We start from the raw sequence: 14,042 nt of genomic DNA on the forward strand, positions 1-14,042 counted from the left end.
CAGGTCCCTTGCTTGAGTCAGGGCATCATAGCGCCTCGGAGGGTGCGGTGCGGCCGGAATTCTGCGCGCAGCCTGTGCGGGAAATCCGCACGGGGCCAGGGCGTTCGCGGCAGGCAAGTGTGCGGCTTTGGAATGACACAGCGGCCCCGAGCGTCTACGCTCGGTTGCATAGAGCCGGCTGCCGGAGATTTTTCAATGAAGTCGATTTTGCACATTCTCGCGGGCGTCCTGCTCGCGCTGTCCCAGTCTGCGGCCGGGCTACGGGCGGAGGATGCCGCGCCCTACTGGGTGCGGGGGCCGCAAATCTCGCCCGACGGGTCCACCATCGCCTTCACCTACCGCGGCCAGATCTGGATCGTGCCCAGCGAGGGGGGCGAGGCGGTGCCGCTCACCGAACGGCAGTTCCGCAGCACGTCGCCGGTCTGGTCCCCCGACAGCACCCGCATCGCCTTTGCCTCCGACCGGTTCAACATCGCCGACGTCTTCGTCATGTCGGTGGACGGCGGCGAGATCACCCGGCTGACCCGGCATTCCGGGGCCGAGCACCCGCTGGCGTTTTCCGCCGATGGCGCGGAGGTGCTCTTCTCCGCCGAGCGGCTCGGAACCCCGACCGCCGATCACCTGACCGGGCTCGGCATGATCGCGGGCGTGGTGATGCGCGTGCCCGCCGCGGGCGGGCGTCCCCGGCTGGTGATGCCGCTGCCCACCGGCCAGCTCGACGTCAGCCCCGATGGAAAGTCACTGGCCTATGTCGACCGCACCTCGCCCGAGGTGGCCTGGCGCAAGCGCGAGATCTCGGACGGGACCACCGACATCTGGCTTTATGACACCGAGGCCGGCACCCATCGCCGCCTCACCGACTACCGCGGCAGCGACCGCAGCCCGGCCTTCTCGGCGGATGGCAGCGCGCTCTACTGGGCAACCGAGATGCCCGAGGCGGGGATCGCCGATCCCGATGCCGCGCCGGAGACCTTCAACATCTGGCAAATGCCGCTCGCGGGGGAGAGGGCGCCGACCCGCGTCACTGCGCATGAGATGCTGCCCGTGCGCTTCGTCTCCGCCGCCGATGACGGCACGCTGGCTTATACCTATGACACGCAAATCTGGCGGCTTGATCCCGGTGCCGAGGCACCGGTCCGGGTGCCGGTGCGGATCCGGCAGGGCACGCTGCTCAAGGGTGAGGTCTACGGCGATCTCGGCGAGCAGATCACCGAGACGGCGGTCTCGCCGGACGGTATGGAACTGGCCGTCGTCGCGCGCGGCGACATCTTCGTGCTCTCGCCGCTCTCCGGCGAGGTGCGCCGCATCACCGACACGCCGCAGGCCGAGCGTTCGGTCAGCTACGGCCCGGACGGGCGGCGCCTGCTTTATGCCGCCGAGCGCACGGGCGACTGGGATATCTACCAGACCGCGCTGACCCGAGAGGAGGACGAGAGCTTCCTGCGCGCGCTGGCGCTGGAGGAGGCCCGGCTCATCGACACCGAGACCGACGCCCTGCAGCCCGCCTTTGCCCCGGATGGCGCGCGCGTCGCCTACCGCGACGACCGCAACGCGATTCGCATCTGGGACGCCGCGAGCGGCGAAAGCACCGAGATCCTCCCCGACAGCGCCACCTATTTCTACGGCGAGGCCGAGTTCGACTTCGCGTGGTCGCCGGATGGGCGCTACATCCTCACCACCACCGGTTTCGCCTCGGCGAATACCGAGGTAGAGCTGATCGAGACCTTCGGAGACCACCTGCGCTACAATATCTCGGACTCGGGTTTCGGCGATCAGGGGGCGGGCTTCAGCCCCGATGGCTCGGTGGTGTTCTGGGCCAGCGACCGCTTCTCGGAGCGCAACCTCGACGAACACGGCGGCATGCAGGACGTGATGGCCGCCTATCTGACCCCCGAGGGTTACCTGCAGCGCGAGCTGGGCGAGGCGGCTGCCGGTTCGCCTGCCGGTATCGAGGCGGCGGGGGATGACGGGGATGGCAAGGACGCCGGAGCGCCGCTCGCGCCCGACTTTGACGGGCTGCGCTACCGGCGGGCCCGCGTCACCGGCGCGTCGGTCGTGCCGGTGCTGGCCGAGATGACGCCGGACAATTCGGGGATGCTGCTGGTCACCTTCCAGCCGACGGCCGGGGTCTTGACGGGCTCGGTGATCGACATGGCGTCGCGGCGGCCGCGGCAGGTCTTCGCGACCTCGCTGGCGGGCATCGTCGACCTCGCGGTCAGCCCGGATCGCGGAACCCTGTATCTCATGCATGCAGATGGGGTCGAGATCGTCGACGTGGCCAGCGGCGTAAGCGCCCCGGTGCCCTTCAACCTGCAGGCCAGCTACGATCCGGTGGCCGAGATGGAGTACCTCTTCGAGCACCACTGGCGTTTCGTTCAGTCGAAGTTCTACGACGCCGGGATGCACGGGGTGGACTGGCCCGAGATGCGGGACGCCTATGCGCGCTACCTGCCGCATCTGTCGCATTGGGAGGATTTCGCCGAGCTGATGGCCGAGATGCTGGGGGAACTGAACGCATCGCACCTCAACACCCGCTTCGCCTCGGACAGCCCAAACTGGGACAGCACCGCCGAGCTGGGGCTCTACTACGACACCCTGCACGACGGCCCCGGCGTGCGCATCGCCGCGGCCTTGCCGGGCGGGCCCGCCGCGCTGGTCGGGGCGCCACTGGCCGAAGGGGCGGTGATCCTCGCGGTCGACGGCGTCGAGATCGGACCGGAGGAGGACATTGCCCCGCTGCTCAACCGCCGGGCGGGCGACCTGCTGCGGCTGACCGTGCAGCCGGCAGGGGTCGGAGAGGCCACGGATGTCACCCTGCGGGCCGCCCCGCCCGGCACCGAGCCCGAGCTGGCCTACGCGCATTGGGTCACGACGCGCCGCGCCATGGTGGAGGAGCTCTCCGGTGGGCGGCTCGGCTACACCCATGTGCGCAAGATGGATGATGCCTCTTTCCGGCAGGTGTATTCGGACCTGATGGGCAAGGCGCTGGACAAGGAGGGGGCGATCGTCGACGAGCGCTTCAACTTCGGCGGCTTCCTGCACGATCAGCTCACCGCCTTTCTCACCGGCAGTCGCCACTCGGGGCTGGTGACCCGCAGCGGCGTCGACCTCGGCACCACGCCCTACACCCGCTGGGCCAAGCCGACGGCGCTGGTGGTGAACAGCTGGGACTACTCGGATGCGTCGGTCTTCCCCCACTACTACATCCGCGAGCGGCTCGGCCCCTCGGTCGGCGACCGGGTGCCGGGCACCGGCACGGCGGTGCTGCGCCCGCCGCTGCTCGAGCCACGGCTGGTGCTGGGCGTGCCGCAGCTCGGCTTCCGCACGGTGGAGGGTGAGTTCTTCGAGAACCGCGAGATCGTGCCGGACGAGATCGTCCGGGTTACCCCGGACGACATCGAGGCGGGCCGCGATCCGCAGCTCGAGGCCGCCGTGGCGGCGCTGCTGCGGGAGATCGACAAGTAGCGGCCGCGCCTAGCCGGCGAAGACCTCTGCCGCGATGGCCCGCGCCAGCGCCGCGTCCACCGGCTGCCCGTTGAGCAGCCGGTACCAGAAGGCCCCGTGCACGAAGGCCGAGAGCATCTCGGGGTCGCGCTCCGCGCTCAGCTCGCCGCGCGCCTGTGCCCGGCGCAGCAACTCGGTGACGATCCGCTCGCGCGGAAGCACGAAGCGGTCGCGGAACGCGGCCTGGAAGGCCGGGTCTTCCTGCGCCGCCGCGATCAGCGCGCGCAGGGGGTCGCTGTCGACGGTGAGGTGGCTGAAGACCTCGGCGAGGAAGGACTCGAGCTGCCTTGCGCAGGGCATGCCGGCGTCGTCCGGCGGCTGGGTCGAGAACCGGCCGGTCTCTTCGAAGACCGCGTCGAGCACGAGGTCGGCCTTGGTGTTCCAGCGATTGTAGAGCGTCTGGCGCGCCACGCCCGCGGCGCTAGCGATGGCGGCGATGGAGACCTTGGCATAGCCCTTCTCCCGCACCAGCTGCAGCGCGGCCAGCTTGAGCGCTTGCCCCGCCGCCGCGTCGACCGGGCGTCCGCCCTGCTTCTTTTCGCTGGCCATGCACAGCTCCTGTCCGTCCCCGCACAGGGCGGGCGCATTGATTTATGGACTGCAGTCTATTAACTGATCCTCATGCCACCATAGAGCGCCGCGCCCCGACGTGAAACGGGGTCGGGCCACAGCCGCAGGACAGACCATGCCGTCACAACCGCTTTCCGCCGGGCGCGCCGCGGCGATCACCGCCGTGCTCGGCCTGCTGTCGATCTTCCCGCCGCTGGCGACCGACATGTATCTCGCCGCCATGGGCGACCTCGCCGAAGCGATGCACGCGGAGCCTTCGGCCGCGGAATTGTCGCTGTCGATCTTCTTCCTCGGCCTCTGCGTCGGGCAACTGGTCATGGGGCCGCTGATCGACGGCTACGGGCGCAAGGGGCCGCTGCTGGCCGGCACGGCGCTGTTCGCGGCGACCTCGATCATCCTGCCGCTGCTGGACGACATCGCGCTGTTCAACGGGCTGCGGTTCGTGCAGGCCATAGGCGCGAGCGTCGGGATGGTGGTCGGCCGTGCGGTGGTCAACGACCTCTACGAGGGGCAGCGGGCGGCGAAGGCGATGACCGTGCTGGTCATGCTGCTGACCATCGGTCCAATCGTTTCGCCGACGCTGGGAAGCCTGCTGCTCGAAGCCTACGGCTGGCGCGCGATCTTCGTCTTCATGACGCTGGTCAGCCTGCTGGCGCTTGTCCTGTCGCTGGTGCTGATCCCCGAGACCCTGCCCGCGGGCAAGCGGGCGGAGGCGCCCTTCCGCAGCGGGCTGCGGACCGCGAAGGTGCTTCTGGCACGGCGCGGCTTCGTGGTCTCGGCGCTGATCGCGGGGCTGGTGCAGGGCGGGATGTTCGCCTTCATCACCGGCTCCTCGGGCGTGTTCCAGGGAGTCTTCGGCCTGAGTGCGCTGGCCTACGGGCTGGCCTTCGCGGTGATCGCCGCGGCGCTGGTGCTCTTCGGACAGCTCAACACGCGGCTGCTCGACCGCTTCACCCCGGCGCAGATCCTGACCCGTGGCCTGCCGCTCTTCGTGCTTGCGGGGCTGGCGCTGACGCTGCTCTCGGGCAGCCGCTCGATCTGGGCCTTCGGCGTGCCGCTGTGGATCGCCATCGGGCTGGTGGGGCTGCTGTCGGCCAACGCCATGTCGCTGGCCATGGCCGAGGCGCGCGAGGGGGCGGGCATCGGCTCGGCGCTGCTGGGGGCGATCCAGTTCGGCATCGCCTTCACGGTCTCGGCCTGCGTTGCGCTCGGTGGCTCCTCGACGCCACTGCCGATGAGCCTTGGTCTGCTGCTGCCCGCGCTTCTCGCTCTCGGGCTTTCCGTGGCGACGGGCCGCCGCGCGGGCGCCCCGCAGGGGCTGTCGGAAGAACGCTGAGGAGGGCCGGTCAGCCGGAGATCGTCGCGCCGAGCCCGGCCAGCTCGCCGCAGGAGCCGGGCTCGCCGCCGCAGCAATCCTCGAGCAGGAAGCGCACCAGCGCATCCACCGCGCCGAAATTCGGCGCGTAGAGGATTTCCTTCTGCCGCCGCGTGGCAGTGACCAGCCCGGCGCGCTTCAGGATCCCGAGATGCCCCGAGAGGGTCGAGGGCTTGGCCTCGAGCCGCCGCGCGATCTCCAGCGCGGGCACGCCCTCGGGGCCGGCCTTCACCAGCAGCCGGAACACCGCGAGGCGGGTTTCATGGGCAAGCGCCGAAAAGGCGTCGATGGCGTCATCACGTTTCATAATTCGTCAATGCCCGAAATGACGAAACTTGACAAGGGCGCGCAGCGCATCTACGCCGAAGACAATTCGGGTAATTCCGAAATGACTCGGGTCGGCGCCAATGGCGGGGCCGGGACAAGCAACACGTAGACCGCCGTTCCGGACAAGGGTACGGGACAAGGAGAGCCGAGAGATGAGCGAGATCACAGCTGCCGCGGAACCCATGGGCCGTTTCGAGCGCCTGCTGACCCTCTGGGTGGCGCTGGCCATGGTGGGGGGCATCGTGATCGGGCTGATCGCGCCGGGGCTGGTGCAGGCCATCGCGGCAGCCGAGGTCGCCTCGATCAACCTCGTCGTCGCGGTGCTGATCTGGGCGATGGTCTACCCGATGATGGTGGGCGTGGACTTCGGCGCCGTCGCCGGGGTGGCGCGCCAGCCGAAGGGGCTGGTGGTGACGCTGGTGGTGAACTGGCTGGTCAAGCCCTTCACCATGGCGCTGCTGGCGGTGCTGTTCTTCGAGCATGTCTTCGCGCCGTGGATCGCGCCCGAGGATGCGGCGCAATACGTCGCCGGGCTGATCCTGCTCGGCGCCGCACCCTGCACGGCGATGGTCTTCGTCTGGTCGCAGCTCACCCGGGGCGACGCCACCTACACGCTGGTGCAGGTCTCGGTGAACGACCTGATCATGGTGGTGGCCTTCGCGCCGATCGTCGCCTTCCTGCTCGGCGTTACCGAGATCGCCGTGCCCTGGTCGACGCTGGTGCTGGCGACGGTGCTCTACGTGGTGCTGCCGCTGCTGGCGGGGCTCGCGACCCGGCGGATGCTGGGCGAGCAGGAGGCGATCGACGCTTTCTCGGCCAAGGTCAAACCGCTGTCGATGATCGGCCTGATCGCCACGGTTGCGATCCTCTTCGGGCTGCAGGGCGAGGTGATCCTTGCCAAGCCGCTGGTGATCGCGCTCATCGCCGTGCCGATCCTGATCCAGAGCTACGGCATCTTCGCCCTAGCCTATGGCGCGGCCTTCCTGCTGAAGGTGCCGCACCGCATCGCCGCGCCCTGCGCGATGATCGGCACCTCCAACTTCTTCGAACTCGCGGTGGCCGTGGCGATCAGCCTCTTCGGCCTCAACTCCGGCGCCGCTCTGGCCACGGTTGTCGGCGTGCTGGTCGAGGTGCCGGTGATGCTCTCGCTGGTGGCCTTCGCCAACCGCACCCGCGCGCGCTTCCCGCAGGCGTAACACTCATGGAGGTCCAGATGCCCGACACCCCCAACCTCTCCGAGGACTGCGTCCGGCCGACCGATTTCGCAGCGCTCTTCCCCGAGACTCGCAGCACCCACCGACCGCGTATCCTGATCCTCTACGGCTCCCTGCGCGAGCGCAGCTTCTCGCGCTTCGCCGCCGAGGAGGCCGGGCGGCTGCTGGAGACATTCGGCGCGGAGGTGCGCATCTACGACCCGCGCGGCCTGCCGCAGACCGACACCACCGGGCCGGATCACCCCAAGGTCGCCGAGCTGCGCGACCTGGTGAGCTGGTGCGAGGGCATGGTCTGGTCCTCGCCCGAGCGGCACGGCTCGATGACCTCGGTGATGAAGAGCCAGATCGACTGGATCCCGCTCTCGCTCGGCTCGGTGCGTCCGACGCAGGGCAAGACGCTGGCGGTGATGCAGGTCTGCGGCGGCTCGCAGTCGTTCAACACCGTCAACCAGCTGCGCATCCTCGGGCGCTGGATGCGGCTGCTGACCATCCCGAACCAATCCTCGGTGGCCAAGGCCTGGGACGAGTTCGACGAGGCGGGACGGATGAAGCCTTCGCCCTATTACAACCGCATCGTCGACGTGATGGAGGAGCTGGTGAAGTTCACCCTGCTGACGCGCGACATCAAGGAGCACCTCGTCGATCGCTACTCGGAGCGGGTCGAGAGCCATGCCGAGCTGTCGGCGCGGATGAGCCAGGCCAAGGCGGCGGCCCCGGAATGACGGCCCGGACGTTGCGGGCGGGCGCATGACACCGGCGCAGCGCGGGCCGAGCGCGGGCGGGCTGACCCGTGTCGGGGCCGGCATCGACCGGGCATGGCGGGCTATCGGGCTCGACCCGCACGGCTACGCGCAACGACAGCCGGAGAAGGCCGAGAGGCTGGCGATCTGGCTGCTCGGGCTCGGCCAGACCATCGGCTACGCGGGGATCTACTACATCTTCGCCGCCTTGCTCCTGGCCTGGGACGCGGCGCTGCCCTGGGGCAAGAGCTGGCTGACCTTCGCCTTCATGTGCGCGATCCTCACCGGGGCTGCGGTCTCTCCGCTGGCCGGGCGCTGGGTGGACCTTGGCCGCGGCCGCTGGCTGCTCGGCGGCGGCATGGCCCTTGGCGCCGGCGCGCTGCTGCTGCTGGGCACGGCGCAGAGCTACGCGGTGTTCCTGCTCGCCTGGCTCGTGCTCGGCGCGGCGCAGGGCGCAAGCCTCTACGAGCCCTGCTTTGCCTTTGTCACCCGCACCACCGGCGCGCGGGCGCGGCGCAACATCACGCTGATCACCCTCGTGGCGGGCTTTGCCTCGAGCCTGGCCTACCCGTCGGGCGCCTTCCTGGCCGAGAGCGTCGGCTGGCGCGCGGCGGTGTGGATCTTTGCCGGGGTGGTCGGGCTGATCGGCGCCCCGGCGCTGCACGCCGGGGCCACGATGCTTGAATGCTGCCCGGTCGTCCCGCGGGGTGCCGAGGCGCGCGCGCCGGACGAGGCGGCCTATCGCGCCGCGCGGGCCCGCCCCGAGTTCTGGCTGATCTTTGCCGCCTTTCCGCTGTTCGGCTTCACCGGGGGCATGGTGATTGCCCATGTGATCCCGATCCTGACGGGGGCAGGGCTGAGCCTGCCGCAGGCGGTGCTGGCGGCGTCGCTTTTCGGTCCGATGCAGGTGGCGGGGCGGCTGACCACCATGCTCCTCGGTCACCGGGTCCGGCCCCTCACCGTGACGGCGGTCTCGTTCAGCGGGCTGGTCTGCGCGGTGCTCGTGCTGCTGGTGGTGGTGCCGCGCGTGCCGATGGCGGCCTATCTCTTCGCGCTGCTCTTCGGGGCAAGCTACGGGCTGGTGAGCATTCTCAAGCCGGTGGTGACGGTGGAGGTGCTGGGGCCCCGGGGCTACGGCCGGATCGCCGGAGTGATGGCGGTGCCCTTCCTCGTGGCCATGGCCATTGCGCCGCAGGTCGGCTCGGTGATCTGGCGGCTCGGCGGCTACGACCTTGCGCTGAGCGCGGGGCTCGCCGCGGCCGCGCTTGCGCTGGCCGCGCTGCTGGTGCTGATCGGGCGGGTGCGGCGGGGCCGGTGATGCCGCGCCGCCCGGCGCCTCAGCCCGCCATCAGCTCGACGAGCCTGTCGGTGTCCATCGCCCGGCAGATGCCATTCGCCGGGCGCGCCAGCGGTACGTCCTCGGCGGCGCAGAGCGCGTTGAGCACCGCCTCGTCGACCGCTTCGACGGCGGCCATGTAGACCGGATCGAGCAGCTCGTCGTTCAGGCAGGTCATCTGTCGCCATGGCCCCGAGAGCTGCGGCAGCGGCATCTCGTTGGCCGTCGAGAAGGCGAGGAAGATGTCGCCCGAGTTGTTGCCGCCGGGGCTTCCGGCGCGGCCGATGCCGATGGCGGCGCGGCGCGACAGGCGCTCGAGCTGGCTGGACGACAGCGGCAGGTCGGTGGCGAGGATGACGATGATCGAGCCGCGCTCGGTCATCATGTCGAGGATCCGGTGCTCGGGCATCTGCTCGCCGACCCGGCGCCCCGCGACTGTCAGCCAGGGCCGCAGCCCGTGGTTGGCCTGCACCAGCGCGCCGAGGGTGAAGGTCTGGCCGTCCACGTCCAGCTGCCGCGAGGCGCTGCCGGTGCCGCCCTTGAACTCGTAGCAGATCATCCCCGCGCCGCCGCCCGAGTTGCCCTCGGACACCGGGCCGGGCTTCGCGGCATCCAGCGCCCGACGCGCCAGCGCCTCGGTGACGTGCAGCCCGTTGATGTCGTTGAGCACGCCGTCGTAGGTCTCGGCCACCACCGGCATCGCCCAGAGGTGGTTGTCCTCCCAGGTGGCGCCATAGGTCTCGACCATCCAGCGCACCGCCGCCGTGTGGCAGGGGCCGATGGCGTGGGAGTTTGAGATCATGATCGGTCCGGCCAGCCAGCCGCCGTCGCGCACCCAATGCGCGCCGGTCATCTCGCCGTTGCCGTTGAGGCTGAACTGCCCGGCCCAGACCGGTTTCGGCTCGGGATCGCGGCCGCGCGGCAGGATCGCGGTGACGCCGGTCTGCACCTGGATGCCGCGGGTGGCGAGCGTGGGATCGCACGATGACAGCAACTCGGTGGTGCCCACCTCGACCCCCTTCACGTCGGTGATGGCATTGAGCGGGCCGGGGGTGCCGGGCAGGGGAATGCCGAGATCGCGGGCGCGGGGTTTGGAAGTCTTGGTCATTTCTGTCGTCTCGATCTGAAGTAGAGGCCGGCGGCGGCGATCACCAGCGTGAACAGCAGCATCAGCGTGGCGATGGCGTTGATCTCCGGCTTGATGCCGCGCCGGAGCAGCCCCCAGATGTGGATGGGCAGCGTGGTGTTGCCGGTGCCGGCGATGAAATAGGTGATCACCAGGTCGTCCATCGAGATGATGAACGCCAGCAGCCAGCCGCCCAGTATGCCCGGCGCGATGCCCGGCAGGGTCACCTTGCGGAAGGTCTGCGCCGGGGTCGCGCCAAGGTCGGCCGACGCCTCCTCGACGCTGGTGTCGACCTCGGCGAGCCGGGCCGAGACCGTCACGAAAACGTAGGAGATCAGGAAGGTCGACTGGCCGATGATGATCGTCAGCATCGACAGGTTCATGCCGATGGTGATGAAGAAGATCAGCAGCGCGATGCCCAGCACGATGTCGGGCATGATCATCGGCACCATCATCAGAGTGCGGTAGAAGCGCGCCAGCCGGAACCGGTAGCGCGCCACGGCGAGCGCCAGCGCGGTGCCGCAGACGGTCGAGAAGACCGAGGTCGAAAGCGCCACGATCAGGCTGGTGCGCACCGCACCCCAGAGCTGGTCGGTGCTGTCGACGAAGGTGGCGCTCTGGGTCAGCGAGGTCTCCATGCCGAAGAGCTGCCGGTACCAGTCCAGCGTGAAGCCGTCCCAGATCATCATGTTCAGCGTGTTGGCGTTGAACGAGTAGATCACCACCAGCAGGATCGGCGCGTAGACGAAGACGAAGAAGAGCAGCCCGTAGAGGCTCAGCAGGCGGCGCAGGATCATGACTGCGCCTCCTTCTTGGCCAGCCGGAACTGCGCGATCAGCAGCACCAGCACCGCGCTCATCACCAGCATCGCCAGCGCCGAGCCGAAGGGCCAGTTGCGCGCCGAGAGGAACTGCTGCTCGATCAGGTTGCCGATCATCAGCACCTTCGCGCCGCCCAGCACCGAGGGCACGATGAAGTTGCCCAGGGCCGGGATGAAGGTGATGATCGAGCCACCGACGATGCCGGGCAGGGTGGCGGGCAGGATCACCTTGCGGAAGGTCTGGAAGCGCGTGGCGCCCAGGTCCGAGGAGGCCTCGATCTGCGCCATGTCCAGCTTCTCGATCGAGCCGTAGAGCGGCAGGAACATGAAGGGGATGAAGACATAGGTCATCCCGAGGATCACCGCGAAGTCGGTATAGAGGAACTCGATCGGGCCGCCGGTCAGCCCCAGCCCCATGAGTCCCTGGTTGAGAAACCCGGTCGGCCGCAGGATCAGCACCCAGGCAAACAGCCGCACGATCAGGCTGACGAAGAACGGCAGGGTGACGAGGAAGATCGCGAAGTCGCGCATCCCGGGCCGCATCCGGCTGATCCAGAAGGCGGCGGGGTAGCAGACAGCCAGGCTCGCAAGCACGGTCAGCGCCGCCAGTTTCAGCGAGCGCAGGAAGATCGCGATGTAGACCGGGTCGAACTTCTCGTAGCGCGTGTCGGCCCAGCCGAGGATGCGCCCGTAGTTCAGATGCGAGAAGATCCAGTCGACCCCGCCGTAGAGCCCCGGCGTCAGGAAGCTGTAGACCAGCATGATCAGCAGCGGGCCGAAGAAGAAGATCAGCAGGAAGACCGTCGGCACGCCGAGCAGGCCGACGAGCTGCAGCAGCTTGCGGCGTGCGAGGCTCATGGCGCGGCCTCGTCGATCAGGTGCAGCCCCTGCGCGGGCGCATAGAGGGTGATCTCGGAGCCGAGGCAGGGCAGCGCCCCGCCGCTGCGCAGCAGCGCATGCATTGTGCCGTGGGCCGGCGTTTCCAGCGCAATCTGGTGATCGGTGCCGGTGTAATAGGTCTCGCGGATCGTGCCGGTGAAGCTGAGCGCGTGGCCGTCGGGTGGGGTGACCGAGAGCGCCTCGGGGCGCAGCAGCAGCGTCGCCTCGCCGGGGGCGTGCGGGGTGGCAAAGCTCTGGCCGTCTGGCAGGCAGCCGCGCCCGCTCGTGACCGTCACGGGCAGCAGGTTGCTCTCGCCAAGGAAGTCGGCGGTGAACAGGTTGGCGGGCGTCTGGTAGAGCTCGGTCGGCGCGCCGATCTGCTGGATCTGCCCATGTGCCAGCACGGCGATCCGGTCGGACATGGTCAGTGCCTCTTCCTGGTCGTGGGTGACGAAGATGAAGCCGATCCCGAGCTCGCGCTGCAGGGCCTTCAGCTCCTGCTGCATCTTCTGGCGCAGGTTCTTGTCGAGCGCAGAGAGCGGCTCGTCGAGCAGCAGCAGCTTGGGTTTCGCGGCGAGCGCCCGCGCCAGCGCCACGCGCTGCTGCTGGCCGCCGGAGAGCTGCTGGATCGAGCGCTTCTCCATGCCCGCGAGGCCGACCAGTTCCAGCATCTCGCCGACGCGGGTGCGGATCTCGCGCTTGTCGCGCCCGGCGATCTCCAGCGCATAGCCGACGTTGCGCGCCACGCTCATGTGGCCGAAGAGCGCGTAGCGCTGGAACACGGTGTTCACCGGCCGGCGGTGCGCCGGCATCTGGGTGACGGCGCTGCCGTCGATCAGCACCTCGCCCGCGTCCAGCGTCTCGAAGCCGCTGATGGTGCGCAGAAGCGTGGTCTTGCCGCAGCCCGAGGGGCCGAGCAGGGTGACGAACTCGGCGCTGGCCAGCTTCAGCGAGATACCGTCGAGCGCGGTCATGGTGCCGCCCTCTGGGGTCCGGAAGGACTTGCGGGCGTCGATGATTTCAAGCGGGGAGGGCATGGGCGTGCGGTCCTGCGAGCCGGCGGGGAGGAGCCCCGCCGGGTAGGTGTCAAAGGGCGTCATTGCGCGGTCTTGATGCGCGTCCACTCGGAGTTGTAGAGCTGCAGGTCGCGGCCCAGGTCCTCGAAGATCTGCAGCTTTTCCATGACGTCCTGCGACGGGTAGATGGTTGCGTTGCCGGCGATCTCCTCGGGGATCAGCTTCTGTGCGGGCAGGTTCGGCGTGCCGTTCATCTGCTGCTCGACGTTGAGCGCGGCGATCTCGGGGCGCAGGTAAAACTCGAGGAACTTCTTGGCGGCGTCCTTGTTGGGCGCCGACTCCAGCACGCAGATGTCCTCCTGGTACATGGTCGCGCCTTCCTTGGGGATCATGTAGCCGATGGTGTCCGGGTTTTCCGACACGTAGAGGTTCGCGCCCACGTACCAATGCGCCGCCGCCACGTCGCCCGAGATCACCTGCGGAACGGAATCGTAGGTGAAGGCGGTGACGCCGTCGATGTGGTCGATGATGTAATCCGCCGCCGCCTCGACCTCGGCCGGATCGGTGGAGTTCACCGAGTTGCCGTTCACGATCAGGCCGATGCCGATGGTCTCGCGCAGGTCGTCGAGCAGAGTGATCTTCTTGCCCGCGGCGCCGAGGGCGAAGAAGTCCTCCCAGCTCTTGATGTCGCCGGCCAGCTCCTTGTTGTAGACCACGCCGACGTTGCCCCAGGCGTAGGGCAGGCAATACTCGGCATCGGGGTCGGTCTGCGCGCGCACGAACTGCGGGTCGATGTTCTCGAAGCCGGGCGCTTTGCCGATGTCGGTCTTTGCCAGCAGGCCGAGCTGGAACATGATGTCGTGCATGTGCACCGAGGGGAACACGATGTCGTAGCCCGTCGCGCCGGCCTGGATCTTCGCCAGCATCTCCTCGTTCGAGCCGTAGCTGTCGAGGGTGATCTCGATGCCGGTCTCCTCGGTGAAGGCCTCGAGCACGGCGGGGTTGATGTAATCGCCCCAGTTGTAGATCGACAACGTCTCGGCGGAGGCCGCCAGAGGCGCCAGAACAAGCGCCGTGGTTGCGGCAAGATGCATCTTTTTCATGGTTTCGGTGACTCCCTGTCAGGCGGTTTTTC

General features: G+C 68.8%; 12 protein-coding genes. 5 read left to right on the plus strand and 7 right to left on the minus strand.

The window, feature by feature from the left end; all coding sequences use genetic code 11:
* Positions 1-195 precede the first annotated feature (195 nt).
* Positions 196-3,465 (plus strand): S41 family peptidase, encoded by a 3,270-nt coding sequence (locus LC039_RS08975; protein WP_226623375.1) that lies wholly within the window; start codon positions 196-198, stop codon positions 3,463-3,465.
* A gap of 9 nt (positions 3,466-3,474) precedes the next feature.
* On the opposite strand, the gene LC039_RS08980 is transcribed toward LC039_RS08975, so the two are convergent.
* On the minus strand, positions 3,475-4,053 hold the full coding sequence (locus LC039_RS08980) for a TetR/AcrR family transcriptional regulator (RefSeq protein WP_226623377.1): 579 nt from the start codon (positions 4,051-4,053) through the stop codon (positions 3,475-3,477).
* A 136-nt stretch (positions 4,054-4,189) separates the two neighbouring features.
* Between LC039_RS08980 and LC039_RS08985 the strand changes: the two genes are divergently transcribed.
* A complete protein-coding gene (locus tag LC039_RS08985; protein ID WP_226623378.1) occupies positions 4,190-5,410 on the plus strand; it encodes a multidrug effflux MFS transporter in 1,221 nt (406 codons plus the stop codon).
* A 10-nt stretch (positions 5,411-5,420) separates the two neighbouring features.
* Here the strand turns inward: LC039_RS08985 and LC039_RS08990 are convergent, their stop codons facing one another.
* A complete protein-coding gene (locus LC039_RS08990) occupies positions 5,421-5,756 on the minus strand; it encodes an ArsR/SmtB family transcription factor (RefSeq protein ID WP_226623380.1) in 336 nt (111 codons plus the stop codon).
* Positions 5,757-5,958: 202 nt separating this feature from the next.
* Between LC039_RS08990 and arsB the strand changes: the two genes are divergently transcribed.
* Genes arsB through LC039_RS09005 form a run of 3 tightly spaced genes read left to right on the plus strand, consistent with a single transcriptional unit; the run spans position 5,959 to position 9,048 of the window.
* The gene (arsB, locus tag LC039_RS08995; RefSeq protein WP_413463820.1) at positions 5,959-6,972 is read left to right on the plus strand and encodes an ACR3 family arsenite efflux transporter; all 1,014 of its coding nucleotides are present in this window, start codon (positions 5,959-5,961) and stop codon (positions 6,970-6,972) included.
* Positions 6,973-6,989: 17 nt separating this feature from the next.
* Positions 6,990-7,712, plus strand: a complete 723-nt coding sequence (gene arsH / locus LC039_RS09000; RefSeq protein ID WP_226623389.1) for an arsenical resistance protein ArsH — start codon at positions 6,990-6,992, stop codon at positions 7,710-7,712.
* Positions 7,713-7,737: 25 nt separating this feature from the next.
* A complete protein-coding gene (locus LC039_RS09005; protein WP_226623391.1) occupies positions 7,738-9,048 on the plus strand; it encodes an MFS transporter in 1,311 nt (436 codons plus the stop codon).
* Positions 9,049-9,067: 19 nt separating this feature from the next.
* Here the strand turns inward: LC039_RS09005 and LC039_RS09010 are convergent, their stop codons facing one another.
* The 5 genes from LC039_RS09010 to LC039_RS09030 are packed head-to-tail and all read right to left on the minus strand — an operon-like array spanning position 9,068 to position 14,010.
* A complete protein-coding gene (locus LC039_RS09010; protein ID WP_226623392.1) occupies positions 9,068-10,174 on the minus strand; it encodes a P1 family peptidase in 1,107 nt (368 codons plus the stop codon).
* Positions 10,171-10,989 carry an ABC transporter permease gene (locus LC039_RS09015; protein WP_226623396.1) on the minus strand — a complete coding sequence of 273 codons (819 nt, stop codon included), beginning with the start codon at positions 10,987-10,989 and terminating at the stop codon, positions 10,171-10,173. The genes LC039_RS09010 and LC039_RS09015 overlap by 4 nt, the downstream gene beginning before the upstream one ends.
* Entirely contained in the window at positions 10,986-11,870 is an 885-nt protein-coding gene (locus LC039_RS09020) for an ABC transporter permease (protein ID WP_226623401.1), read from the minus strand. The genes LC039_RS09015 and LC039_RS09020 overlap by 4 nt, the downstream gene beginning before the upstream one ends.
* A complete protein-coding gene (locus LC039_RS09025; protein WP_226623402.1) occupies positions 11,867-12,991 on the minus strand; it encodes an ABC transporter ATP-binding protein in 1,125 nt (374 codons plus the stop codon). Before LC039_RS09025 ends, LC039_RS09020 begins: the two co-directional genes overlap by 4 nt.
* Positions 12,988-14,010, minus strand: coding sequence for an ABC transporter substrate-binding protein (locus tag LC039_RS09030; RefSeq protein WP_226623403.1), 1,023 nt, complete (start codon positions 14,008-14,010; stop codon positions 12,988-12,990). The genes LC039_RS09025 and LC039_RS09030 overlap by 4 nt, the downstream gene beginning before the upstream one ends.
* Positions 14,011-14,042: the final 32 nt, after the last annotated feature.

Source organism: Alloyangia pacifica (genome assembly GCF_020524285.1).
GTDB classification, from domain to species: Bacteria; Pseudomonadota; Alphaproteobacteria; order Rhodobacterales; family Rhodobacteraceae; genus Salipiger; species Salipiger pacificus_B.

What these genes read in the sequence shown, in the direction of transcription:
- LC039_RS08980 (WP_226623377.1), bottom strand. Translation starts at nt 4,053, where the DNA reads ATGGCCAGCGAAAAGAAGCAGGGCGGACGCCCGGTCGACGCGGCGGCG.
- LC039_RS09030 (WP_226623403.1), bottom strand. Translation starts at nt 14,010, where the DNA reads ATGAAAAAGATGCATCTTGCCGCAACCACGGCGCTTGTTCTGGCGCCT.
- LC039_RS09010 (WP_226623392.1), bottom strand. Translation starts at nt 10,174, where the DNA reads ATGACCAAGACTTCCAAACCCCGCGCCCGCGATCTCGGCATTCCCCTG.
- LC039_RS08985 (WP_226623378.1), top strand. Translation starts at nt 4,190, where the DNA reads ATGCCGTCACAACCGCTTTCCGCCGGGCGCGCCGCGGCGATCACCGCC.
- arsB (WP_413463820.1), top strand. Translation starts at nt 5,959, where the DNA reads ATGGGCCGTTTCGAGCGCCTGCTGACCCTCTGGGTGGCGCTGGCCATG.
- LC039_RS09015 (WP_226623396.1), bottom strand. Translation starts at nt 10,989, where the DNA reads ATGATCCTGCGCCGCCTGCTGAGCCTCTACGGGCTGCTCTTCTTCGTC.
- LC039_RS09025 (WP_226623402.1), bottom strand. Translation starts at nt 12,991, where the DNA reads ATGACGCCCTTTGACACCTACCCGGCGGGGCTCCTCCCCGCCGGCTCG.
- LC039_RS09005 (WP_226623391.1), top strand. Translation starts at nt 7,738, where the DNA reads ATGACACCGGCGCAGCGCGGGCCGAGCGCGGGCGGGCTGACCCGTGTC.
- LC039_RS08975 (WP_226623375.1), top strand. Translation starts at nt 196, where the DNA reads ATGAAGTCGATTTTGCACATTCTCGCGGGCGTCCTGCTCGCGCTGTCC.
- LC039_RS08990 (WP_226623380.1), bottom strand. Translation starts at nt 5,756, where the DNA reads ATGAAACGTGATGACGCCATCGACGCCTTTTCGGCGCTTGCCCATGAA.
- arsH (WP_226623389.1), top strand. Translation starts at nt 6,990, where the DNA reads ATGCCCGACACCCCCAACCTCTCCGAGGACTGCGTCCGGCCGACCGAT.
- LC039_RS09020 (WP_226623401.1), bottom strand. Translation starts at nt 11,870, where the DNA reads ATGAGCCTCGCACGCCGCAAGCTGCTGCAGCTCGTCGGCCTGCTCGGC.